Raw genomic sequence first — 23934 nt, 5'->3', positions numbered from 1 at the left:
AAGTACTTCCTTTTTATCATTCTTGATTTCTTTTATGGTTTAATCTTATTTAACTAGACTTTTGGACTAACAAATGAGACTTAAGGCGTACTTTTGTCATTCAATATTGTAATTCAAAACATAATGAAAGCGAAGATTGTTTTTATAACCGGAGCGAGCAGCGGAATCGGCGAAGGATGCGCCCGTAAATTTGCTAAGGAAGGATGGAACCTGATTTTGAATGCCCGTACAGTGTCGAAGCTGGAAGAACTGAAGGCTGAACTGGAAAAAGAGTATGGAATACAGGTCTGTGTGTTGCCTTTTGATGTTCGCGACCGGAAACAGGCTGCCGCCGCACTGGAAGCGTTGCCGGAAGAATGGAAATCGATTGATGTATTGATTAACAATGCCGGACTGGTGATCGGAGTGGACAAAGAGTTCGAAGGTAGTCTGGACGAGTGGGATATCATGATCGATACGAATATAAGAGGTTTGCTCGCCATGACACGTCTGGTAGTTCCGGGCATGGTGGAACGGGGGTGCGGACACATTATTAATATAGGTTCTATCGCCGGAGATGCCGCCTATCCCGGAGGCAGTGTTTACTGCGCCACCAAAGCTGCTGTGAAGGCACTTTCGGACGGACTTCGGATAGACTTGGTGGATACGCCGCTGCGGGTGACGAATATCAAACCGGGCATGGTGGAAACAAACTTTACAGTGGTCCGTTACCGTGGTGACAAGCAGGCGGCTGACAATTTTTACAAGGGAATCCGCCCGCTGACCGGAGACGATATTGCCGAAACGGTATATTATGCTGCCTCGGCTCCTGCGCATATTCAGATTGCAGAGGTGCTTTTGATGCCGACTTATCAGGCAACGGGCACTATTTCTTATAAGAAGAAGGCAGAATAGACGTTTTTTCGCTCATTTTCTTTGCCGGATGATAAAATTTCTATTATTTTGTTGCCCGAAAACTAAATGTGAACGAACAAGATTATTGAATTATTAATTAAATACAGAATATTGGATATGAAAAAATTGGTCGTATTAGGAATGGGAGTATGCATGGTGCTTGCGTTTGCATCTTGTAAATCCAGTGAAAGCGCCTATAAAAAAGCTTACGAAAAAGCAAAACAGCAAGAATTGGCAGAACCGCAGGTGGAAGCTCCGGTAGAAGTGACTCCGGTTGTTGCAGCTCCTGTGACAACACCTAAGGCTACAGATACAACCGGCGTTCGTCAGGAAAAGGTGACAGTCGTTTCCGGTACCGACGGATTGAAGGATTACAGCGTAGTAGTAGGCAGCTTCGGTGTGAAAGCGAATGCTGAAGGCTTGAAAGACTGGTTGGACGGACAAGGTTACAACGCAACAATCGCATTCAATGCGGAAAAAGCAATGTACCGTGTGATTGTAAGCTCATTCGCTGACAAAGCGGCTGCTGTCGATGCACGTGACGCATTCAAGGCTAAATACCCGAGTCGTACAGACTTCCAGGGAGCTTGGTTGCTGTATCGTATTTATTGATTTCTTTTTGGTAATATATATCGGGATGGATAACCTGTTTTCCCGAAATAAGAAGGCGGTAACTGGGAAGTTACTGCTTTTTTGTTACACATTGTAAATTCGTTTTTTAGAAATTTTTATCATTCTACTAAAAGAAGTTATAAATAGCAGGTGGGAAACTTTTTTCGTAAATAAAGTTTTTACTTTTGTCATTATGAAACAGAAATATGTAATGGCTGCTATCGATGCAGCGTTGAAAGCGGGTGAAAAAATCCTTTCTATCTATGAAGATCCGAAGTCGGATTTTGAAATAGAGAGGAAGGCGGATAACTCTCCCTTAACGATAGCAGACAGGAAAGCCCACGAGGCGATTGTGGCCATTTTGAATGAAACTCCTTTTCCGGTTCTTAGTGAAGAAGGAAAGCATATGGACTATGCAGTGCGGCGAGGCTGGGATACTTTATGGATTGTAGACCCGCTGGACGGAACGAAGGAGTTCATCAAGCGTAACGGAGAATTTACGGTAAATATAGCTTTGGTGCAGAACGCTGTACCTGTAATGGGTGTTATTTACGTGCCTGTAAAAAAAGAACTTTATTTTGCAGTGGAGGGGACAGGTGCCTATAAGTGTTCCGGCATTGTCGGTCTGGAAGACGAGGGAGTGACCTTACAGCAGATGATTGAGAAATCGAAACGGATGCCATTGGCGGATGCGCGCGACCATTTTATTGCTGTCGCTTCCCGTTCACACCTGACGCCTGAAACTGAAACATATATTGCAGACTTAAAAAAGAAACACGGCAATGTGGAACTGATATCAAGCGGAAGTTCTATTAAAATCTGTCTGGTTGCCGAAGGAAAGGCGGATGTCTATCCGCGTTTTGCTCCGACGATGGAATGGGATACGGCTGCCGGACATGCGATAGCCCGTGCCGCAGGGATGGAAGTATATCAGGCAGGGAAGGAGGAACCTTTGCGATATAACAAAGAGGATCTGCTGAATCCGTGGTTTATCGTTGAAGCAAAAAGAGAACGCTAATTAATGTTTATATGACATTTGAAATTGTATTTGTACTATTATCCTTATTAGGAATGATGGCTGCCCTGATCGCGGATAAGATGCGGCCGGGCATGGTGCTCTTTTCGGTAGTGGTTTTATTTCTGTGCGTCGGCATTCTGACTCCGAAGGAAATGCTTGAAGGTTTCAGTAATAAAGGAATGATTACCGTCGCCTTGTTATTCCTGGTTAGTGAAGGTATCCGTCAGTCGGGTACATTAGGGCAAGTGATCAAGAAACTGCTTCCGCAGGGGAAGACGACGGTGTTTAAAGCGCAGCTGCGTATCCTGCCGTCTGTTGCATTCATTTCTGCCTTTCTGAATAATACTCCGGTGGTAGTCATCTTTGCCCCGATCATCAAGCATTGGGCGAAATCGGTAAAACTTCCGGCCACCAAGTTCCTGATTCCCCTTTCTTATGTGACTATCCTCGGCGGTATCTGTACGCTGATCGGCACTTCTACCAATCTGGTAGTGCATGGTATGATTCTGGAAGCCGGCTATGAAGGCTTCACCATGTTCGAACTGGGAAAGGTCGGCATCTTTATTGCCATTGCCGGTATCATATATCTTTTCATTTTCTCCAAACGGCTCTTGCCCGATGCACGTCCGGATACGGCTGTACCCGATGAAGAAGTGGAGGAAGGAGAGAAGCTGCATCGTGTAGAAGCTGTATTGGGAGCCCGTTTCCCCGGTATCAACAAGAAACTGAGTGATTTCAATTTCCAGCGTCACTATGGTGCGGAAGTGAAAGAGATCAAAACACGTAACGGTCAGCGCTATGTCGATCATCTGGAGGATGTAGTGCTCCGTGAGGGTGATACGCTTGTGGTGATGGCGGATGATACGTTTATCCCGACTTGGGGAGAATCTTCGGTATTCGTGCTGCTTACCAACGGCAATGATCCGGATACTTCGGGAAAGAAGAAGCGCTGGTTGGCGCTAATCTTGCTGGTACTGATGATTGTCGGTGCTACGGTGGGCGAACTGCCGGCAACCAAAGAGATGTTTCCCGATATCAAGCTGGATATGTTTTTCTTTGTCTGCATTACTACTATTATCATGGCGTGGACCAATATTTTCCCCGCCCGTAAGTATACCAAATATATTTCGTGGGATATTCTGATTACGATTGCCTGCGCATTTGCCATCAGCAAGGCTATGGTGAACTCCGGTGTGGCCGATTGTGTGGCAGGATTTATCATCGGTTTGAGTGACGATTACGGACCGCATGTATTACTTGCTATATTGTTTGTCATCACGAATTTGTTTACGGAACTGATCACGAACAATGCGGCTGCGGCTCTGGCATTTCCGTTGGCACTGTCCATCTCGGCGCAGTTGGGCGTAAGTCCGACACCTTTCTTTGTCGTGATCTGTATGGCTGCGTCTGCCAGCTTTTCCACACCGATCGGTTATCAGACTAATTTGATTGTGCAAGGTATCGGCAACTATAAGTTTACGGATTTTGTCCGTATCGGTCTGCCGCTCAATATCATCACTTTCTTAATCTCTGTGATCCTGATCCCGTTGATCTGGAACTTTTAATAAACATATTCTATAAATGGAAGAAAAAAATCATATATATCCGATTTTTGACCGCATGATGACGCGGGAGGACAAAGAAGAACTTCTGGGACAGCATAGCGTGATGATCTGGTTTACAGGTCTGAGCGGATCAGGTAAAAGTACGATTGCGATTGCATTGGAACGTGAACTCCATAAGCGCGGACTGCTTTGCCGTATTCTGGATGGAGACAATATCCGCAGCGGTATCAACAATAATCTGGGCTTCTCCGAAACTGACCGTGTAGAGAATATCCGTCGTATCGCCGAAGTATCCAAGTTGTTTCTGGACAGCGGCATCATTACGATTGCGGCATTTATCAGTCCCAATAATGATATCCGTGAAATGGCAGCGAATATTATCGGAAAAGATGATTTCCTGGAAGTTTTCGTAAGCACCCCGCTGGAAGAGTGTGAAAAGCGGGATGTGAAAGGACTGTACGCCAAAGCGCGCAAGGGAGAAATTCAGAATTTCACCGGAATTTCCGCACCGTTTGAAGTGCCCGAACATCCGGCCTTGTCATTGGATACTTCGAAGCTGAGTCTGGAAGAGTCGGTCAACCGCCTGTTGGAGATGGTGTTGCCGAAAATAGAAAAGAAATAAATGAAGAAATTTCAAAAAAGATGGAAGAATATAAACTGAGCCATTTGAAAGAACTCGAAGCCGAGTCAATTCATATCATCCGCGAGGTGGCGGCGGAATTTGAGAATCCGGTGATGCTGTACAGCATCGGAAAAGATTCTTCGGTGATGGTGCGCTTGGCTGAAAAAGCGTTTTATCCGGGAAAAGTTCCCTTCCCGTTGATGCATATCGATTCGAAGTGGAAGTTTAAGGAAATGATCCAGTTCCGCGACGAATATGCCAAGAAACATGGCTGGAACCTGATTGTGGAAAGTAATATGGAAGCGTTTCATGCAGGGGTAGGACCTTTCACGCATGGAAGCAAGGTACATACGGACCTGATGAAGACTCAGGCATTGCTGCATGCGCTGGATAAATATAAATTTGACGCTGCATTCGGCGGCGCGCGCCGGGATGAAGAAAAGTCACGTGCCAAGGAGCGTATCTTCTCTTTCCGTGATAAATTCCACCAGTGGGACCCGAAGAACCAGCGTCCTGAATTGTGGGATATCTACAACGCCCGTGTACACAAAGGTGAGAGTATCCGTGTGTTCCCGATCAGCAACTGGACGGAGCTGGATATCTGGCAGTATATCCGTCTGGAGAATATTCCGATCGTTCCGCTGTATTATGCCAAGGAACGTCCTGTGATCAATCTGGATGGTAATATCATCATGGCGGATGACGACCGTCTGCCGGAAAAATATCGTGATCAGATCGAAATGAAGATGGTGCGTTTCCGTACTCTGGGCTGCTGGCCGTTGACGGGCGCAGTAGAGAGCGGTGCGGCTACCATCGAAGAGATCGTGGAAGAGATGATGACGACTACCAAGAGCGAACGTACTACCCGTGTGATCGACTTTGACCAGGAAGGCAGCATGGAGCAGAAGAAACGTGAAGGGTATTTTTAAGCAATTAAAAATGAATGATTAAAAAAACTAAAAGTTGGAAATGGATAATAAGCTGGATATAAAGGCCTTTCTGGATAAAGACGAACAGAAAGACTTGCTGAGACTGTTGACTGCCGGTTCGGTGGATGACGGAAAATCGACTTTGATCGGACGTCTGTTGTTTGACAGTAAGAAACTGTACGAAGATCAGCTGGATGCATTGGAACGTGACAGTAAGCGTGTAGGTAATGCAGGCGAACATATAGACTATGCTTTGTTGCTCGATGGATTGAAAGCGGAGCGTGAGCAGGGGATTACGATTGATGTGGCTTACCGCTACTTCTCTACCAATGGCCGTAAGTTTATCATTGCGGATACTCCGGGACACGAACAGTATACACGTAATATGATTACCGGTGGCTCTACGGCCAATCTGGCAATTATCTTGGTAGACGCCCGTACGGGTGTGATTACCCAGACCCGTCGTCATACTTTCCTGGTATCTCTGCTGGGCATCAAGCACGTGGTGCTGGCGGTCAATAAGATGGACCTGGTGGACTTCTCCGAGGAACGGTTCAACGAGATTGTATCGGAATACAAGAAATTCGTAGAACCGCTGGGTATTCCGGATGTGAACTGTATTCCTCTTTCTGCTTTGGACGGTGACAACGTTGTGGATAAGTCCGAACGCACACCATGGTATAAAGGAATCTCTTTGCTGGACTTCCTCGAAACGGTTCATATCGATAATGATCATAACTTCACGGATTTCCGTTTCCCTGTGCAGTATGTGTTGCGCCCGAACCTTGACTTCCGTGGTTTCTGCGGTAAAGTGGCATCGGGTATTGTCCGCAAGGGAGATACAGTGATGGCATTGCCTTCCGGAAAGACTTCCAAGGTGAAGAGTATCGTGACATACGACGGCGAACTGGATTACGCTTTCCCGCCGCAGTCGGTTACACTGACACTGGAAGACGAAATCGACGTATCCCGTGGTGAAATGCTGGTGCATCCGGACAACTTGCCGATCGTTGACCGCAACTTCGAAGCGATGATGGTATGGATGGATGAAGAACCGATGGACATCAATAAATCGTTCTTTATCAAGCAGACTACCAATTTGAGCCGTACCCGCATCGACGCGATCAAATATAAAGTGGATGTCAACACGATGGAGCATCTTTCCATTGACAATGGACAACTGACAAAGGACAATTTGCCATTGCAGCTCAATCAGATCGCCCGCGTTGTGCTGACTACTGCCAAGGAGCTTTTCTTCGATCCTTATAAAAAGAATAAATCTTGCGGTTCTTTTATCCTGATCGATCCGATTACGAATAATACCTCTGCCGTAGGTATGATTATCGACCGGGTGGAAATGAAAGATATGGCTGCCACGGACGACATCCCCGTACTGGATTTGTCGAAACTGGACATCGCTCCGGAACATCACGCTGCCATAGAAAAAGCTGTGAAGGAACTGGAACGCCAGGGGATTGCAGTGAAATTAATAAAATAGATTGTTAAACAATGAATTGAAAACCAGAAATGACGGTCATCTACCGTTTTAATTCTCCATTTTCAATTTTCAATTTTCAATTAAAGTGGGATTACTTGAATTTAATAAACTTCCGATTAATACGTTGGTAGGTGCCGACTGGAAAACGTTTAAGGCAATCACTGCCGGCCGTGATATTGATGCTGCTTATAAAGGCAAGTACCGGTTGACGAAAGCGGTGTGCCGCCTGCTTTCTCCGTTGGCTGCATTGCAGGATAAACGCTACGAAAAGTTGTTGGCCAATCAGCCGCTGGAACATGATCCGGTATTCATTCTGGGACACTGGCGGAGTGGAACTACTTTTGTACATAACGTGTTCTCCTGCGACAAGCATTTTGGGTATAACACAACTTATCAGACCGTATTCCCGCATCTGATGATGTGGGGACAGCCTTTCTTCAAGAAGAATATGAGCTGGCTGATGCCGGACAAGCGTCCGACGGATAATATGGAGCTGGCAGTGGATCTTCCGCAGGAGGAAGAGTTTGCATTGTCGAACATGATGCCGTATACCTATTATAATTTCTGGTTCCTGCCGAAATATCAACAGGAATATGCGGACAAGTATCTGCTGTTTGATGATATCACGGACAAAGAACTGAAAGTGTTTGAAGAGGTATTCACGAAATTGATCAAGATTTCTTTGTGGAACACCAAGGGTACGCAATTCCTCAGCAAGAACCCTCCTCATACGGGCAGGGTGAAAGAATTGGTGAAAATGTTCCCGAACGCCAAGTTTATCTACCTGATGCGTAATCCGTATACGGTATTTGAATCTACACGCAGTTTCTTTACAAATACAATCCAGCCTCTGAAACTGGAGGATGTCAGCAATGAACAATTGGAGGAGAATATCCTTTCTATTTATGCAAAGCTGTATCATAAGTATGAATCGGATAAGAAATTCATTCCGGAAGGCAATCTGATCGAAGTGAAGTTTGAAGACTTTGAAGCGGATGCGATGGGAATGACGGAGAATATTTATAAGTCACTTTCTATCCCCGGCTTCGCCGAAGCACAAGGAGATATCGAAAAATATGTCGGCGGCAAGAAGGGATATAAGAAGAATAAGTATAAATATGATGACCGGACGATTCGATTGGTAGAGGAAAACTGGGATTTTGCTTTGAAACAATGGAACTATAATTTATAAAAGAAAGGATAAGTATTGATGATTAAGAAAATGGTTCATCGCCTGTTTCTGACAGGCTTCGTTGCATTTTTTTCTTCCTTGTCTTTGATGGCGCAGCATAAAGTGGAGATGGTCCCCTTCGGGGATATGGACCAATGGGTGGACCGCCAGATAAAAGAGTCGGGGATTATCGGAGGGAATACGAAGAATGTGTATGAGATTGGTCCGACGACTGTAATTAAGGGAGATCAGGTGTATAAGAATATGGGTGGCTCACCGTGGGCGACTTCGAATGTGATGGCGAAAGTGGCAGGTATTACCAAGACAAATACGTCGGTTTTTCCGGAGAAACGGGGAGACGGTTACTGTGCACGCCTGGATACGCGTATGGAGAGTGTGAAGGTACTGGGGCTTGTCAATATAACCGTATTGGCTGCCGGCTCTATCTTTACGGGATCTGTGCACGAACCGATCAAGGGTACCAAAAACCCGCAGAAGATGCTTCAGACGGGGATTCCGTTTACCAAGAAGCCGGTTGCCCTTCAGTTTGACTATAAAGTGAAGATGTCCGACAGGGAAAAACGTATACGTGCTACCGGTTTCAGTAAAATTACAGATGTAGCAGGCAAGGATTATCCGGCTGCTATTTTATTTTTGCAGAAACGCTGGGAGGATGCCAACGGAAATGTTTATGCCAAGCGTATCGGAACGTTGGTGACTTATTACTATCACTCTACCGACTGGAAGAATAATGCCACGTATGAAATTATGTATGGAGACATTACCAGCCGTCCCGAATATAAACCTCACATGATGCGTCTGCAGGTGACTGAGAACTATACAGTCAACAGCAAAGGTGAAAGCGTGCCTATCCACGAAGTGGCATGGGGGGATGAAAATGATGAGCCGACTCATCTGTATCTCCAGTTCACATCCAGTCATGGCGGAGCTTACGTCGGTTCACCCGGAAATTCATTGTGGATTGATAATGTAAAACTGGTATATTAATTAAGGTAGCGGAAAAAATAAGGGATAACCAATGATAATCGATATCATTGGTTATTTTTTTTGCTTTTATTTTTCTTTCAAAAATGTTGGCTATACCCTTTGTAGGCTATCCAACACTTTTATCATCCCATATAAATATCACGAAGAAATGTTTTTTTACGAGTTTTTTTGTGTGTATTACAATAAATATCTATATTTGCACTAAATTTAAAGAAAAAGGGTAGAGATTTATATCTCTTTGTTTAAGATTTAGAGCCTGTAGAGTTGTGGTTATAGCGTAACACAAACTGCATTATATTATTTACTAAAATAAATTGAGATGAAAAAGGGTTTATTGTTTATTTTAATGGTAGGGGCTTCTGTGTGCCTGTCTGCTCAGGAAAAAGGAAAAACAGAAGGTAAAGCCTACACTGTAGAGACTAATCGTTTTGGGGCCAATTGGTTCATTAGTGGTGGCGTTGGTGGTCAAATGTACTTTGGCGACAACGACGGTAAAGCGGATTTCGGAAAACGCATTGCTCCGGCACTTGATATTGCCGTAGGTAAATGGTTTACTCCGGGTATCGGATTGCGTGTCGCATACAACGGTCTTCAAGCTAAGGGAGCTGCTCCTAGTGCTAATGACTTGTATACAAAAGGTGGCAAGTATTCTAACGGTTACTACAAGCAGAAATGGAACATGGCTAACTTCCATGGTGATGTTCTCTTCAACCTTTCTAACATGTTCTGCGGTTACAACGAGGATCGTCTTTATTCATTCATTCCTTATGTAGGTGCAGGTGTGGCTCTTTCTTGGTCAGAACCTCATCAACAAAACTTAGGTATCAATGCCGGTTTGATCAACCGCTTCCGTGTATCGGATGCTTGGGATATCAACCTTGAATTGCGTGGCCTTTTGATGAAGGATGCATTCGGCGGAACTTCTAAAGAAGGTATGGCCGGTGTAACTGTAGGTGTAACTTACAAGTTCAAAAAACGCGGATTCAACGCTGTTCCTACTGTACCGATGGTACCGGAAAGCCAGTTGGACGACATGAGAAACAGACTGAACTCTCTGAAGGGTGAAAACGAATCTCTGAAACGTGACTTGGTTGAAGCACGCAACAAGAAGCCGGAAGTAATCGTTAAGAAAGAAGGTGGATTCGTTCCACGTCTGGTTGTTGTATTCAACATTGGTAAGAGCAACATCAGCAAGAGAGAGTACATGAACATCGAAGCAATGGCTAAGGGTATCAAAGCTAATCCGGAAAAGACATTTACTGTTACAGGATATGCTGACAAGGGTACTGGTTCTGCTGAGTACAACATGAAGTTAAGTAAGAAGAGAGCTGAAGCTGTACGTGACCTGATGGTGAATGAATTCGGTGTACCTGCTTCTCAACTGAAGGTTGATTACAAGGGTGGTGTAGGCAATATGTTCTACGATGACGCTAAGTTGAGCCGTGTTGCTATCGTGGAAGAATAATCCACAGTTGAAATAATAGAATAAAAGAGACGTTTCCTTTCGCGGGAAGCGTCTTTTTTGTATTTTTGTACCCCATATGAGCAGAATAGTAGCTATAGATTATGGAAGGAAGCGCACAGGGATAGCTGTGAGCGATACGTTGCAACTGATTGCAAACGGGTTGACAACTGTACCCACGCATGAACTTCTGAACTTTATCGGTGGGTATGTGGCAAAAGAACCGGTAGAGCGGATTATTATAGGATTGCCCAAGCAGATGAATAATGAAGCTTCGGAAAATATGAAGAACATCGAACCCTTTGTTCGTTCATTGAAGAAACGTTTCCCGGAACTTCCTGTAGAATATGTGGACGAACGTTTCACATCTGTTCTCGCACACCGTACGATGCTGGAAGCCGGACTGAAAAAGAAAGACCGGCAAAACAAAGCATTGGTGGATGAGATAAGTGCCACTATTATTCTGCAAACATATTTGGAGAGTAAACGTTTTTAATAATAAGACAGAGAATAATTTAATTTTTTAGTAGAGTATAAAGTATGATTTTACCAATTTATGTATATGGCCAGCCTGTTTTGAGAAAGGTGGCAGAGGACATAACCCCGGAGTATCCGAACCTGAAAGAGCTGATCGCGAATATGTTTGAAACAATGGTGCACGCCGATGGCGTGGGATTGGCTGCTCCACAGATCGGCTTGCCTATCCGTGTCGTTACGATTACATTAGACCCGCTTTCGGAAGACTATCCGGAATTTAAGGATTTTAATAAAGCTTATATCAATCCTCATATCATCGAAGTGGGTGGGGAGGAAGTCAGTATGGAAGAAGGCTGTCTGAGTCTGCCCGGCATTCATGAGTCTGTGAAAAGAGGAGATAAGATCCGTGTGAAATACATGGACGAGAACTTTGTAGAGCATGATGAAGTGGTGGAAGGCTATCTGGCAAGGGTGATGCAGCATGAGTTCGACCATCTGGACGGAAAGATGTTTATCGACCACCTTTCGCCGTTGCGCAAACAAATGATAAGAGGAAAATTAAATACGATGCTGAAAGGAAAAGCGCGTAGTTCATATAAGATGAAACAGGTGAAATAAAGATAAAAAACGTTTATATCCCTGTTAAGTAAGCGAAAAGCATTATTTTTGTTTCGTTTACAAGCATAAAATATCAATGATTAAAAGAATACTAACAGTTTTATTGCTGTTCCCCACACTGGTTTGTGCTCAGATTAATACGGAGCGGGTGATGACTATTGCCCGCAATGCGCTGTATTTTGAGGACTACGTGCTTTCTATTCAGTATTTCAACCAGGTAATTAATGCGAAGCCATATTTGTATGAGCCTTATTTTTTCAGGGCGCTGGCAAAGGTGAACCTGGAGGATTATCAAGGAGCGGAAGCGGATTGTGACGAGGCTATCAAACGGAATCCGTTTGTAGTAGGTGCATATCAGGTTCGTGGACTGGCACGGATTCGTCAGAGTAAATTCGACGGGGCGATTGAGGATTATCAGAAAGCATTGCATTATGATCCGGAAAACATCACCTTGTGGCACAATCTGACCTTGTCTCATATTCAGAAAAAGGATTATGACGCAGCCAAGGAGGATTTGGAGAGCTTGCTGAAAGTGTCTCCGCGCTATACACGTGCCTATCTGATGAGGGGAGAGGTTTCTTTGCAGCAGAAGGATACGGTTGCGGCACTGAAGGACTTTAATACGGCTCTCGAACTGGATAAGTATGATCCGGACGCATGGTCGGCAAGGGCTATTGTCCGCTTGCAGCAGTCCAACTATGCAGAAGCGGAATCGGATCTGGACCGTGCGATTCATCTGAGTGCGAAGAACGCGGGCAATTATATAAACCGTGCTTTGGCCAGATTCCATCAGAATAATCTGAGGGGTGCTATGAGCGATTATGACCTGGCTTTGGATATTGATCCCAATAACTTTATCGGGCATTATAACCGTGGTTTGCTTCGTGCCCGTGTCGGGGATGACAACCGCGCTATCGAGGACTTCGATTTTGTGATTCAGATGGAACCTGATAATATGATGGCTATCTTTAACCGTGCGTTGCTTCGTGCTCAGACGGGAGATTACCGGGGTGCTATCAAAGACTATACGACAGTTATCGACCAGTATCCGAACTTCCTCGCAGGATATTATCATCGTGCGGAAGCCCGCAAGAAGATCGGCGACAAGAAGGGGGCCGAACAGGATGACTTCAAACTGTTGAAGGCTCAGCTTGACAAGCAGAATGGAGGGACGAACAAAGACGTTGCCCAGAATCAGAATAAGGATAAAGAAAACCAGAGCGGCGAGAACGGTGACGAAAGCGAGGAAGGAAAAACTCGTAAGAAGTCTGACAAGAACATGAACAACTATCGCAAAATTGTGATTGCCGATGATTCTGAAGCGGATCAACGCTATACAAGTGATTATCGCGGACGCGTACAGGATAAGAATGTGAACATAAAACTGGAACCGATGTTTGCCTTGACTTATTATGAAAAGTCGAGCGAAGTGAAGCGTTCGGTGAATTTCCATAAGTTTATTGAAGACCTGAATCTGGCGAATGTACTTCCGAAGCGTATCCGTATTACAAATATGGAGGCCCCGCTGACGGAAGAACAGGTGAAATTCCATTTTGCCCTGATTGATGCGCATACATCGGCTATTGTGGACGATGACAAGAGTGCTCCGAAGCGTTTTGCCCGTGCCATTGACTTTTATCTGGTACAGGATTTCTCCAGTGCGGTTGCCGACCTGACTCAGGCGATATTGCTGGACGGAGATTTCTTCCCGGCCTATTTCATGCGTGCACTGATTCGTTGTAAACAACTGGAATATCAGAAGGCTGAACAGGCTGCCGAAGCGGATATGCCGAGTGGCGCTGCTGCCAAGGAAGTGAGTGCGGTGGATTATGAAGTTGTCAGAAAGGACCTGGATAAGGTGATAACTCTGGCTCCGGATTTCGTTTACGCTTATTATAACCGTGCCAATGTGGCGGCTATGCTGAAAGATTACAGGGCTGCGATTGTCGATTACGATAAGGCGATTCAGCTGTCTCCGGACTTTGCTGACGCTTATTTCAACCGGGGACTTACGCATATTTTCCTGGGTAATAATAAGGCGGGAATCTCAGATTTGAGCAAGGCCGGTGAACTAGGAGTTGTTTCTGCTTACAACGTGATCAAGCGTTTCACGGATCAGACAGAATAACATTTTTTTGATAAAAAATAGAAAACTCAAAAGATTTCGTTACTTTTGCGTTCTCATTATGAAAATATAACATCATCATATTATGATAAAGATAACATTTCCCGATGGCTCCGTTCGTGAGTATAACGAAGGAGTGAACGGTTTACAGATTGCAGAAAGTATCAGTTCGCGCTTGGCACAGGATGTACTTGCATGTGGCGTGAACGGTGAGACTTATGATTTAGGACGTCCTATTAATGAAGATGCTGATTTCGTACTTTACAAATGGGACGATGAAGAAGGCAAACATGCATTTTGGCACACAAGCGCCCACTTGCTGGCTGAAGCTTTGCAGGAACTTTATCCGGGTATCCAGTTTGGTATCGGACCGGCTATCGAAAACGGTTTCTACTATGATGTGGATCCGGGAGAAGCTGTGATTAAAGAAAGTGACCTGCCTGCCATCGAAGCAAAGATGCTTGAATTGTCGGCAAAGAAAGAAGCGGTAGTCAGAGAAAGTATTTCGAAGACGGACGCTCTGAAAATGTTTGGCGACCGTGGCGAAACGTATAAATGTGAATTGATCTCAGAACTGGAAGACGGACATATTACTACCTACACCCAGGGTGCGTTTACTGACCTTTGCCGTGGTCCTCACTTGATGACGACTGCGCCGATCAAGGCTATCAAGCTGACAACTGTTGCCGGTGCTTACTGGCGCGGTCACGAAGACCGTAAGATGCTGACCCGTATCTATGGTATCACATTCCCGAAAAAGAAAATGCTGGATGAATATCTGGTGTTGCTGGAAGAAGCCAAGAAACGTGACCACCGTAAGATCGGTAAGGAAATGCAGTTGTTCATGTTCTCTGAAACAGTAGGTAAGGGACTTCCGATGTGGTTGCCGAAAGGTACTGCACTGCGTTTGCGTCTGCAAGAGTTCTTGCGTCGTATCCAGACCCGCTATGACTATCAGGAAGTAATTACTCCGCCTATCGGTAATAAGTTGCTGTATGTGACTTCCGGTCACTATGCAAAATACGGTAAGGATGCGTTCCAGCCGATCCATACTCCGGAAGAAGGAGAGGAGTATTTCCTGAAACCGATGAACTGTCCGCATCACTGCGAGATATATAAGAATTTTCCGCGTTCATACAAGGACCTTCCGTTGCGTATTGCAGAATTCGGTACGGTTTGCCGTTATGAACAAAGTGGTGAGCTTCACGGTTTAACTCGTGTACGCAGCTTTACTCAGGATGACGCACATATTTTCTGTCGTCCGGATCAGGTGAAAGATGAGTTCCTCCGTGTGATGGATATCATTTCTATCGTGTTCCGTTCGATGAATTTCCAGAATTTCGAGGCTCAGATATCACTCCGTGATAAAGTGAACCGTGAAAAATACATCGGTAGCGATGACAACTGGGAGAAAGCTGAACAGGCGATTATCGAGGCTTGTGAGGAAAAAGGCTTGCCGGCTAAGATTGAGTACGGTGAAGCTGCTTTCTATGGTCCCAAGCTCGACTTTATGGTGAAAGATGCCATCGGCCGCCGTTGGCAGTTGGGAACCATTCAGGTAGACTATAACTTGCCGGAACGTTTTGAACTGGAATATATGGGCTCTGACAACCAGAAGCACCGTCCGGTGATGATTCACCGTGCGCCATTCGGATCAATGGAACGTTTTGTGGCTGTATTGATCGAACACACTGCCGGTAAGTTCCCGTTGTGGCTGACTCCGGATCAGGTAGCTATCCTGCCGATCAGTGAAAAGTTCAATGAGTATGCAGAGCAAGTGAAGATGTATCTGAAAATGCATGAAATCCGTGCTATTGTGGATGATCGTAATGAAAAGATCGGCCGCAAGATCCGTGATAATGAAATGAAACGCATTCCTTATATGTTGATTGTGGGTGAAAAAGAAGCTGAAAATGGTGAAGTTTCTGTTCGCAGACAAGGGGAAGGCGACAAAGGAACCATGAAATATGAAGAATTTGCTAAAATTTTGAACGAAGAAGTTCAGAATATGATAAATAAATGGTAACTTTGCAGCCGTTTCATGATAAATATTTAGTAGAACAATAAAAAAATCAAACTAGGAAGTAAACGTTTTTAATGAAGAATGACACTTTAAAAGGGCAATATAGAATCAATGAACAGATTCGTGCCAAAGAAGTCCGCATCGTGGGCGACGAGATTGAACCGAAAGTATATCCTATCTTTCAGGCCTTGAAAATGGCTGAAGAGAAAGAGCTGGATCTAGTTGAAATTTCCCCCAATGCTCAACCTCCTGTTTGTCGTATTATTGATTACTCTAAATTTCTTTATCAATTAAAGAAACGCCAGAAGGAGCAGAAAGCGAAGCAGGTAAAAGTGAACGTAAAGGAAATCCGTTTCGGACCGCAGACTGACGATCATGATTACAACTTTAAGCTGAAACATGCCAGAGGATTCCTGGAAGACGGGGATAAAGTGAAGGCATATGTATTCTTTAAGGGGCGTTCCATCCTTTTCAAGGAACAAGGTGAAGTGTTATTGCTTCGTTTTGCCAACGATCTTGAAGATTTTGCAAAGGTGGATCAGATGCCGGTACTTGAAGGTAAGCGTATGACAATCCAGCTTTCTCCGAAGAAAAAGGAAATGCCTAAAAAACCGGCGGCTTCCAAACCGGTAACTCAGGGACAGAAGGCTGAAAAGCCGGAAGCGGGCGAGGAAGAATAAAAAAGAATGAATGCGTGGCGCGCAGGTATAGTGCGTCACCATTATATATTTAATAATTTTAAAAACAAGTAAGATGCCAAAGATGAAGACTAACTCCGGTTCTAAAAAAAGGTTTACCCTTACCGGAACAGGTAAAATCAAAAGAAAGCACGCTTTTCACAGTCACATTTTGACTAAGAAATCGAAAAAGAGAAAAAGAAATCTGTGCTACTCTACAACTGTTGATACAACAAATGTAAGCCAGGTTAAGGAACTCTTAGCAATGAAGTAATCAAAAGCGTACAAAGTATTATTAAAGTATTAACCGAATGCTTTAGCCTGAAGTTCGTTGCGTGAAGTAACGGCGCTAACATTCAAAAAAAGTAAAACTATGCCAAGATCAGTAAATCATGTTGCTTCAAAAGCAAGAAGAAAGAAAATTTTGAAATTAACCAGAGGTTACTTTGGTGCAAGAAAAAATGTATGGACCGTAGCAAAAAACACCTGGGAAAAGGGTTTGACTTACGCGTTCCGTGACCGTAGAAATAAGAAAAGAAACTTCCGCGCTCTTTGGATACAACGTATCAACGCTGCTGCACGTCTTGAAGGAATGTCTTATTCTAAATTGATGGGCGGTTTGCACAAAGCCGGTATTGAAATAAATCGTAAGGTTTTGGCTGATTTAGCTATGAATCATCCGGAAGCTTTCAAAGCTGTAGTTGCTAAAGCAAAAGCTGCTTAAGTTTCAATAGTTTAGGATTTACAAAGTGTCAGTTATCGATCCGATAACTGGCACTTTTCTTTTGTTAGGCGGAGAGAAAGGATGAAAAAAAATGTTAGTGGACGAACAAATTCTTTCTTTTTCTTGCTATTCTCAGAGAATCTTATTACATTTGTGATAGAAAAATATTAGCCGTATCGACTGGATCGGGAAACTCTTCAAATTAATCTGATGCACCGAGAAAGCTTCGTTCTTCAATGGCGGGCCACATCCTTCGGGACAGCTTTAAGCCGGTGGATTACAAAGAGGGCGAGCGCTCAAATCTTGTTCTATCAGAGTTTCATCACATCGTCGATGCGGCTTTTTTATATACTCTTCTATGATATTTTATTTCTCAGGTACAGGTAACTCTAAATGGATTGCTAATCAGCTTTCTAAAGAACAACAGGAAGATTTGTTTTTTATCCCGGACGCATGGAAGAATGACACATGGGAGTTCTCTTTGCGGGAGGATGAGAAGATCGGTTTTGTCTTTCCGGTCTATTCGTGGGCGCCTCCCGTGATTGTACAGGAGTTTATTCGGAAGCTGGTTCTGAAGGGGTATCAGCAGCAATATCTGTTCTTTGTGTGTTCGTGTGGAGACGATACGGGGCTGACCCGGCAGGTGATGGAAAAGGCATTGGCTGCGAGGGGATGGAGATGTAATGCAGGCTTTTCTGTAATTATGCCCAATAACTATGTGTTGTTCCTCGGATTTGATGTGGATAGCAAGGAACTGGAAAAGAAAAAACTGGCAGAAGCGGTTCCGGCTCTTGAAAAAGTCAGTAGACTGATAACCGGGAGAGAAACTGTCTTTGCATGCAAGGAGGGGAGTTTGCCTTTTATCAAGACGAGGATCATCAATCCGTTATTTGTTCGTTATCAGATGTCTCCCAAACCTTTCCATGCAACGAGTGAGTGCATCGGGTGCAAGCGCTGTGAAAAAAGTTGTCCGGTAGGGAATATAACGATGAAGGAAAGAAGACCGGTTTGGGGAAAGAATTGCACCGCCTGCCTGGCATGTTATCATGTGTGCCCTCAGCATGCGGTGCAATATGGTAAAAAGACAAAAGGCAAGGGGCATTATTTTAACCCCGACTCAGCTTATTGATCTTTTATTTTAATACAGCAGTTGGATAAGTCTTCGATTATGGCAAGGCTTTCTACTCTGACACCTTTCTCTTCCAGTATTTTACGTCCATTTTGGAAGGCTTTTTCGATAATGAACCCCATGCCTACCAATTTTGCTCCGGATTGCTCTATGAGGTCGAGAATGCCTAATGCGGCATTTCCGTAGGCAAGGAAATCATCAACAAAAAGAACATTGTCATTTGGAGTCAGAAAATCGGCACTGATCACTACTTCATAATCACGGTCTTTGGTGAACGAGTGTACGGTAGTGCTTAGTGCGTTCTGAATGGTTTTGGGTGATTTCTTTTTGGCGAATACAACCGGTAAGTCCATGAGATAGCCCGTCATGATGGCAGGAGCGATACCGCTTGCTTCTATAGTCATGATCTTGTTTACGTTTGTGGCTGCAAAGCGGCGGACAAATTCTACTCCGATGGATTTCATCAGGACAGGATCCATCTGGTGATTGATAAAACCATCTACTTTAAGGATGCCTCCTTCGTAGCATTTTCCGTCCTGCAGAATTCTTTTTTTTAGTAATTGCATTATAATCTGATAATTAAATAATGTGCTAATATGCCATTTGTTACTGATATCATACAGTATTGGGTTGGCATATTAGCACATCGGGCATTTGAATATTTATTTGTTGTCTCTTAAGTCCTTCACTCTGACGGCTTTTCCCTCGCTCTGCGGGAGAGACCCTTTCTTTACTAGTTTTACTTTCGGGGTAACCAGTATTTCATCTTTTAATTGACGGATAATATCTCTGCGGATCTTTTCCAGTTCGATATAGTTGTCTGTAGAAAGATCGCTTAATTCCACTTCGACGATCATCTCATCCTGATTGTTGACTGTCTCCAGCGTAATCAGATAATTGCTGCCTAATTCGGGGAACTGAACCAGAATCTTTTCGACTTGCATGGGGAAGATGTTGACTCCCTTGATGATAAACATATCGTCGCTGCGTCCCTTGATCCGGTCGATGCGGAGATGGGTGCGGCCGCACGGACATTTTCCGGGTAGTATACGGGTAAGGTCGCGGGTGCGGTAGCGGATAAGCGGCATCATTTCACGATCAAGTGTAGTGAGTACCAATTCACCGATTTCTCCTTCGGGAACGGGTTCTCCTGTTTCAGGATCGATGATTTCTACCAGATAGCAATCTTCCCAGAAGTGCATTCCGTTCTGCTCCTGGCATTCGAAGGCAACACCGGGGCCGTTCATTTCCGTCATACCGAAACTATTATATGCTTTCACATTGATCATCCGTTCTATTTTACGGCGCTGTTCGTCAGTATGCGGTTCGGCGCCGATCACCAAGGTTTTCAGGGTTGTTTCTCTCGGGTCGATACCTTCTTCCTGAAATACTTCGGCAAGACGGATAGCGTAGCTTGGGATGGCGTGTAAGGCGGTAGTCTTAAAGTCACTGATGAATTTAATTTGCCGTTTACTGTTTCCGGCTGCGGCAGGTACGGTAAGGCAGCCAAGGCGTTCTGCACCATATTGGAAACCTAATCCACCTGTAAACATTCCATATCCGGAGCTGTTCTGGAAGACATCTGTCTTGCGGATCCCCACCATGTAAAGGCAACGGGCTACCAGATTTGCCCATGAGTCGAGGTCATGTTGTGAATGTACGATGACTGTAGGGTTTCCTGTAGTTCCACTGGAAGAGTGGATACGTACACCGTCTCTTTTCATGTCGCCGGCCACTAGCCCGAAGGGATAGTTGGCACGCATGTCCGATTTAGTGGTGAAAGGAATTTTGCGGATGTCGTCCAGTGATTGGATACTATCTCCGGTGATGCCGTTTTTGCTGAAAACCTCTTTGTAATAAGGTGAGTTTGCGGCTATGTTAATCGTTTTTTTGAGTCGCTGAAGTTGCAGTTCCTGCAACTTCTCGCGACTCATGATTTCAATTTCTTCTTCCCAGTATTGTGTACTCATGATTGTGATAGTTATTGCATTAGCTTTTCCGCAATTTCCTTGCCGGCAGCCAGTGCTTTAAGATTCATTTCGACAATAGCTTCTCCTTTGCGCAGGAAGATTTCGCGGATACTGTCTTGTACTTTCTCGTAATCGATGCCGAGGAATGGAATGGTTGCGCCCAGCAAAACGATATTGGCAACTCGTGCAGAACCTACTTCTTTGGCTACTTTATCCACGTTCAGTACGATCTTATGCGGCAATTTGTTGATTTCAGCCATTACTTTGTCTTCTTCCGGATAATTGGGGATGTTGACAAACGGAGTTTCGTTGGTTACCAGCCATCCTTCCGGACTGAGATAGGGGAGATAGCGCAGACCTTCCATCGGTTCGAGCGAAATGATAAGGTCGCATTTGCCGGATGGTATCAGATCCGAAGCAATCGGTTTGTCGCTGATGCGGAGGTTGGACTGAACGTCTCCGCCACGCTGGCTCATTCCGTGTACTTCTGCTTGCTTCATGTAAAGTCCTTCTTTCAAAGCAGCTTTACCAATAACTGTAGCGATGGACAAAATACCCTGTCCACCTACTCCTGATAATATAATGTCTTTTTTCATGGCTTACTTACTTCTTTTTTTGCGTGCTAATGTTTGAATACACTCTCTGCGCGGGATGATAACGGATACGCCATTGTATTCGATTTCTTCGCGTATGATCTGTCTCATTTCCTCGTGGTTCTTCTTCAATGGAACAACGACACGGATATGAGCAGGGTCGACTCCTAAACCGATACAGATGGATTCAATACGTCCTGTGCCCGCAGAGTCCTGACCACCGGTCATTGCTGTTGTCTCATTGTCTGAAATGACAATAACGACATTGGCATTTTCGTTGACGCAATCCAGCAAACCTGTCATTCCGGAGTGAGTAAATGTAGAGTCACCGATTACAGCTACGGACGGATGAAGACCTCCGTCGGCCGCACCTTTTGCCATTGTGATGGAAGCTCCCATGTCTACGCATGAATTGATGGCGTTGAACGGAGCGTTGGCTCCCAGCGTATAGCAACCGATGTCGCTGAATACTTTATGGGAAGGATATTCTTCTTTGAGTACTTCTGTCAGTGTGACGTACATATCACGGTGTCCGCATCCTTCACACAGTGCGGGAGGACGCATTTCGACTACAGAAGGGACGCCGAATTCCGATTTGTTTTCTTTGCCGACCGCGCGTGCTACAGAGTCCGGATTTAATTCTCCGTCTTGTGACAGTGTGCCGTCCAGACGTCCTTTTACTTTGATACCAATGCCCAGATAGCCTTTCAGATGTTTTTCAACGAATGGCTGTCCGTCTTCCAGTACCAGAATCTCGTCGCAGGATTCAACCAATTGCAGCAATTGCTTTTTAGGCAATGGATACTGGCCGATCTTAAGTACCGGGTATTCACAACCTTCCGGATAGTTTTCCATCAGATAATTGTAGCCGATACCGCAAGCGACGATTCCCAGTTTTTTGTTAGGGCCGTCTATGTATTTGTTGTAAGGAGATTCCTCGGAAGCTTTGATGAATTCGTCCTGGCGGGCAAGCAATACTTTATAGCGTTTGCGGGCATTTCCCGGCAACAGGATAAACTGACGGGGATCTTCACTGAATGAAATGCTGTTCTGTGGCTTCTGCTCTTTGCGCTCTACTCCGGAACGGGAGTGTGCGAGGCGGGTGACCATACGCATTAAGATCGGTTCGCCTGTTTTCTCAGAGAATTCGAATCCGTTGTATACCATGTCGTATGCTTCCTGTTGGTTGCTGGGCTCGTACATCGGTATCAGGGAGAAGTCTCCGTAGAAGCGGCTGTCCTGTTCATTCTGTGAAGAGTGCATGCTGGGGTCGTCTGCCGCTATCACAATCAGTCCTCCCTTCACACCCGTGATGGCAGAATTGACGAAACAGTCTGCAGCCACATTCATGCCTACATGCTTCATACACACTAAGGCGCGTTTGCCTACAAATGACATACCCAGTGCGGCTTCCATGGCAGTTTTTTCGTTGGCACACCAACGATTATGTATGTTCTGCTCAGTGGTTATAGGCGCCATTTGGATATATTCAGTAATCTCAGTTGAAGGAGTACCGGGGTAGGCATATACACCTGAAAGTCCGGCATCCAGTGCAGCTTGTGCAATGGCTTCATCGCCAAGTAAGAGTTGCTTGCTCATATATTTCCTTTATTAGTGTTGATCACAGTTTGTTATTATATCGGGCAAAGATAGCCTTTTTGGCTCGTTTTATCACAAAATTACTTGAAAATCTTTCTTTCATTAAGTGCTTTCCAATATTTTCTTGCATTTGCCATGTGGTCGGCATAATTGGATGCGAAATTGTGAGTACCTGAAAAATCTTCTTTCGCACACATGTAAATGTAATTGTGTTTCGTGTAGTTTAATACACTGTCCAAGCCCTTTTTAGAGGGGATGCGGATAGGTCCCGGAGGTAAACCGCTGTTGATATAAGTGTTGTAGGGCGAGTTGACTTTCAGATGCTCATTGGTGATGCGTCGCAGCCCGAAATCCTGTAAAGCGAACTTGATGGTAGGGTCTGCCTGCAGGGGCATACCTGTGTGCAGGCGGTTGATGTATAGTCCGGCTACCATCGGCTTTTCTTCGTTGTTGTTGGTTTCTTCTTCAACAATGGAGGCGAGGGTGCAGACTTCTTCCGGTGTCATGCCGATAGCGGTTGCCTGGGCAAGACGTTCGTCATTCCAGAATCGTTTCTGTTCTGTCTGCATACGTTTGAAGAAGTCGTCGACACTCATATCCCAATATACCTGATAGGTCTCGGGGATGAAAAGACAGGGCATGGTGACCGGCGTATACCCCATTTCGGCCTGAAAAGCGGAATCGAATAGTTGGCGGGCTATTTCGGCGGAGTCGATCATCAGTTGCTTGCCGATGCTTCGCGCCAGCCGGTCTAGTGTCCGTACGCTTCCGATAGTGAGATTCATCGGTTCCTGATAACCTCTGAAGAAGCGGCTGAATACATGGTATACGTTTTCGTTGGGGCGGATGGCATAACGTCCGGTATGTATATTCTGGTCGAATTTTCTATATTTTGCCATCCATTGAAATCCGGTGAATTTGTTGACATGACCGGTTTGTCTGATCTTATTGTAGATTGAATCTGCCGTGTCATCCCGGTCTACATATACATAGACGGTTTTGGAGGGATGAAACTGAGGAGCAAAGAGATAATAATAGACTGTTCCTCCGGCAATGGCGCAAAGAAGGAGAGCTCCGGTCAGAACGGATAATAAGATATTTCTTGTTTTCTTTTTCATCTTGTGACGTAACTTTAAAAATTGCGTCAAAGATAGGAAGATTTTGGATAGGAGCGATTCCTTTCAACGGTGAATAGTTGAAATTCGGCTGATTTTGTCAAC

General features: G+C 44.8%; 23 protein-coding genes. 18 read left to right on the top strand and 5 right to left on the bottom strand.

Annotation, left to right across the window (positions count from 1 at the left end; all coding sequences use genetic code 11):
- Positions 1-123: 123 nt before the first annotated feature.
- The 18 genes from DW640_RS02665 to DW640_RS02580 all read left to right on the top strand — a co-directional run bounded on the left by DW640_RS02665 (position 124) and on the right by DW640_RS02580 (position 18552).
- The gene (locus tag DW640_RS02665; protein ID WP_008760689.1) at positions 124-894 is read left to right on the top strand and encodes an SDR family NAD(P)-dependent oxidoreductase; all 771 of its coding nucleotides are present in this window, start codon (positions 124-126) and stop codon (positions 892-894) included.
- A gap of 117 nt (positions 895-1011) precedes the next feature.
- A complete protein-coding gene (locus DW640_RS02660) occupies positions 1012-1506 on the top strand; it encodes an SPOR domain-containing protein (protein WP_008766080.1) in 495 nt (164 codons plus the stop codon).
- Between the two features lie 193 nt (positions 1507-1699).
- A complete protein-coding gene (gene cysQ / locus DW640_RS02655; RefSeq protein WP_008760691.1) occupies positions 1700-2524 on the top strand; it encodes a 3'(2'),5'-bisphosphate nucleotidase CysQ in 825 nt (274 codons plus the stop codon).
- An 11-nt stretch (positions 2525-2535) separates the two neighbouring features.
- Entirely contained in the window at positions 2536-4089 is a 1554-nt protein-coding gene (locus DW640_RS02650) for an SLC13 family permease (protein WP_008766078.1), read from the top strand.
- Between the two features lie 16 nt (positions 4090-4105).
- Positions 4106-4711, top strand: a complete 606-nt coding sequence (gene cysC, locus DW640_RS02645; protein ID WP_008760693.1) for an adenylyl-sulfate kinase — start codon at positions 4106-4108, stop codon at positions 4709-4711.
- An 8-nt stretch (positions 4712-4719) separates the two neighbouring features.
- Positions 4720-5640, top strand: a complete 921-nt coding sequence (gene cysD / locus DW640_RS02640) for a sulfate adenylyltransferase subunit CysD (protein WP_255309879.1) — start codon at positions 4720-4722, stop codon at positions 5638-5640.
- A 40-nt stretch (positions 5641-5680) separates the two neighbouring features.
- Positions 5681-7138: a sulfate adenylyltransferase subunit CysN gene (gene cysN, locus DW640_RS02635; RefSeq protein ID WP_117577228.1), complete on the top strand. Its 1458-nt coding sequence runs from the start codon at positions 5681-5683 to the stop codon at positions 7136-7138.
- A gap of 85 nt (positions 7139-7223) precedes the next feature.
- On the top strand, positions 7224-8330 hold the full coding sequence (locus DW640_RS02630) for a sulfotransferase (RefSeq protein WP_008760696.1): 1107 nt from the start codon (positions 7224-7226) through the stop codon (positions 8328-8330).
- Positions 8331-8348: 18 nt separating this feature from the next.
- On the top strand, positions 8349-9317 hold the full coding sequence (locus DW640_RS02625; protein ID WP_032813480.1) for a PCMD domain-containing protein: 969 nt from the start codon (positions 8349-8351) through the stop codon (positions 9315-9317).
- A gap of 319 nt (positions 9318-9636) precedes the next feature.
- Entirely contained in the window at positions 9637-10782 is a 1146-nt protein-coding gene (locus DW640_RS02620; RefSeq protein ID WP_008760698.1) for an OmpA family protein, read from the top strand.
- A 76-nt stretch (positions 10783-10858) separates the two neighbouring features.
- Positions 10859-11275 (top strand): Holliday junction resolvase RuvX, encoded by a 417-nt coding sequence (gene ruvX / locus DW640_RS02615; protein ID WP_008766074.1) that lies wholly within the window; start codon positions 10859-10861, stop codon positions 11273-11275.
- A 44-nt stretch (positions 11276-11319) separates the two neighbouring features.
- Positions 11320-11874 (top strand): peptide deformylase, encoded by a 555-nt coding sequence (def, locus tag DW640_RS02610; protein ID WP_048698459.1) that lies wholly within the window; start codon positions 11320-11322, stop codon positions 11872-11874.
- A 76-nt stretch (positions 11875-11950) separates the two neighbouring features.
- Complete coding sequence (locus tag DW640_RS02605) at positions 11951-14002, top strand: tetratricopeptide repeat protein (RefSeq protein ID WP_055230308.1); 2052 nt, start codon at positions 11951-11953, stop codon at positions 14000-14002.
- Between the two features lie 82 nt (positions 14003-14084).
- On the top strand, positions 14085-16025 hold the full coding sequence (gene thrS / locus DW640_RS02600) for a threonine--tRNA ligase (RefSeq protein WP_008766072.1): 1941 nt from the start codon (positions 14085-14087) through the stop codon (positions 16023-16025).
- 71 nt (positions 16026-16096) lie between these two features.
- Positions 16097-16702, top strand: a complete 606-nt coding sequence (gene infC, locus DW640_RS02595; RefSeq protein WP_062695168.1) for a translation initiation factor IF-3 — start codon at positions 16097-16099, stop codon at positions 16700-16702.
- Positions 16703-16775: 73 nt separating this feature from the next.
- The gene (rpmI, locus tag DW640_RS02590; RefSeq protein WP_004297539.1) at positions 16776-16973 is read left to right on the top strand and encodes a 50S ribosomal protein L35; all 198 of its coding nucleotides are present in this window, start codon (positions 16776-16778) and stop codon (positions 16971-16973) included.
- Between the two features lie 99 nt (positions 16974-17072).
- A complete protein-coding gene (gene rplT / locus DW640_RS02585) occupies positions 17073-17423 on the top strand; it encodes a 50S ribosomal protein L20 (RefSeq protein ID WP_004297540.1) in 351 nt (116 codons plus the stop codon).
- A gap of 358 nt (positions 17424-17781) precedes the next feature.
- The gene (locus DW640_RS02580; protein WP_011107264.1) at positions 17782-18552 is read left to right on the top strand and encodes an EFR1 family ferrodoxin; all 771 of its coding nucleotides are present in this window, start codon (positions 17782-17784) and stop codon (positions 18550-18552) included.
- Here DW640_RS02580 and xpt read toward each other — a convergent pair.
- The 5 genes from xpt to mltG all read right to left on the bottom strand — a co-directional run bounded on the left by xpt (position 18546) and on the right by mltG (position 23832).
- The gene (xpt, locus tag DW640_RS02575) at positions 18546-19118 is read right to left on the bottom strand and encodes a xanthine phosphoribosyltransferase (RefSeq protein WP_008760704.1); all 573 of its coding nucleotides are present in this window, start codon (positions 19116-19118) and stop codon (positions 18546-18548) included. The genes DW640_RS02580 and xpt overlap by 7 nt on opposite strands.
- A gap of 96 nt (positions 19119-19214) precedes the next feature.
- Positions 19215-20522, bottom strand: a complete 1308-nt coding sequence (locus tag DW640_RS02570) for a phenylacetate--CoA ligase (protein WP_117577226.1) — start codon at positions 20520-20522, stop codon at positions 19215-19217.
- Between the two features lie 11 nt (positions 20523-20533).
- Positions 20534-21118, bottom strand: a complete 585-nt coding sequence (locus DW640_RS02565) for an indolepyruvate oxidoreductase subunit beta (protein ID WP_008760706.1) — start codon at positions 21116-21118, stop codon at positions 20534-20536.
- Positions 21119-21121: 3 nt separating this feature from the next.
- Entirely contained in the window at positions 21122-22714 is a 1593-nt protein-coding gene (locus DW640_RS02560) for a thiamine pyrophosphate-dependent enzyme (protein WP_008760707.1), read from the bottom strand.
- Positions 22715-22794: 80 nt separating this feature from the next.
- Positions 22795-23832, bottom strand: coding sequence for an endolytic transglycosylase MltG (gene mltG, locus DW640_RS02555; protein WP_117577225.1), 1038 nt, complete (start codon positions 23830-23832; stop codon positions 22795-22797).
- Between the last annotated feature and the right edge of the window lie 102 nt (positions 23833-23934).

The sequence above is a fragment of the Bacteroides sp. AM23-12 genome (assembly GCF_003434395.1).
Taxonomy (GTDB): domain Bacteria; phylum Bacteroidota; class Bacteroidia; order Bacteroidales; family Bacteroidaceae; genus Bacteroides; species Bacteroides thetaiotaomicron.
Note: the sequence above shows the minus strand (reverse complement) of the source record. Positions and strands in the feature narration are given on the sequence as shown.

Bases quoted from the DNA above. Each gene is read 5' to 3' on its own strand.
- infC (WP_062695168.1), top strand. From the start codon at position 16,097: ATGAAGAATGACACTTTAAAAGGGCAATATAGAATCAATGAACAGATT.
- thrS (WP_008766072.1), top strand. From the start codon at position 14,085: ATGATAAAGATAACATTTCCCGATGGCTCCGTTCGTGAGTATAACGAA.
- DW640_RS02560 (WP_008760707.1), bottom strand. From the start codon at position 22,714: ATGAGCAAGCAACTCTTACTTGGCGATGAAGCCATTGCACAAGCTGCA.
- DW640_RS02565 (WP_008760706.1), bottom strand. From the start codon at position 21,118: ATGAAAAAAGACATTATATTATCAGGAGTAGGTGGACAGGGTATTTTG.
- DW640_RS02605 (WP_055230308.1), top strand. From the start codon at position 11,951: ATGATTAAAAGAATACTAACAGTTTTATTGCTGTTCCCCACACTGGTT.
- rplT (WP_004297540.1), top strand. From the start codon at position 17,073: ATGCCAAGATCAGTAAATCATGTTGCTTCAAAAGCAAGAAGAAAGAAA.
- ruvX (WP_008766074.1), top strand. From the start codon at position 10,859: ATGAGCAGAATAGTAGCTATAGATTATGGAAGGAAGCGCACAGGGATA.
- cysC (WP_008760693.1), top strand. From the start codon at position 4,106: ATGGAAGAAAAAAATCATATATATCCGATTTTTGACCGCATGATGACG.
- xpt (WP_008760704.1), bottom strand. From the start codon at position 19,118: ATGCAATTACTAAAAAAAAGAATTCTGCAGGACGGAAAATGCTACGAA.
- cysQ (WP_008760691.1), top strand. From the start codon at position 1,700: ATGAAACAGAAATATGTAATGGCTGCTATCGATGCAGCGTTGAAAGCG.
- cysN (WP_117577228.1), top strand. From the start codon at position 5,681: ATGGATAATAAGCTGGATATAAAGGCCTTTCTGGATAAAGACGAACAG.
- DW640_RS02660 (WP_008766080.1), top strand. From the start codon at position 1,012: ATGAAAAAATTGGTCGTATTAGGAATGGGAGTATGCATGGTGCTTGCG.
- DW640_RS02580 (WP_011107264.1), top strand. From the start codon at position 17,782: ATGATATTTTATTTCTCAGGTACAGGTAACTCTAAATGGATTGCTAAT.
- DW640_RS02625 (WP_032813480.1), top strand. From the start codon at position 8,349: ATGATTAAGAAAATGGTTCATCGCCTGTTTCTGACAGGCTTCGTTGCA.
- DW640_RS02620 (WP_008760698.1), top strand. From the start codon at position 9,637: ATGAAAAAGGGTTTATTGTTTATTTTAATGGTAGGGGCTTCTGTGTGC.
- mltG (WP_117577225.1), bottom strand. From the start codon at position 23,832: ATGAAAAAGAAAACAAGAAATATCTTATTATCCGTTCTGACCGGAGCT.
- DW640_RS02665 (WP_008760689.1), top strand. From the start codon at position 124: ATGAAAGCGAAGATTGTTTTTATAACCGGAGCGAGCAGCGGAATCGGC.
- DW640_RS02570 (WP_117577226.1), bottom strand. From the start codon at position 20,522: ATGAGTACACAATACTGGGAAGAAGAAATTGAAATCATGAGTCGCGAG.
- def (WP_048698459.1), top strand. From the start codon at position 11,320: ATGATTTTACCAATTTATGTATATGGCCAGCCTGTTTTGAGAAAGGTG.
- rpmI (WP_004297539.1), top strand. From the start codon at position 16,776: ATGCCAAAGATGAAGACTAACTCCGGTTCTAAAAAAAGGTTTACCCTT.
- DW640_RS02650 (WP_008766078.1), top strand. From the start codon at position 2,536: ATGACATTTGAAATTGTATTTGTACTATTATCCTTATTAGGAATGATG.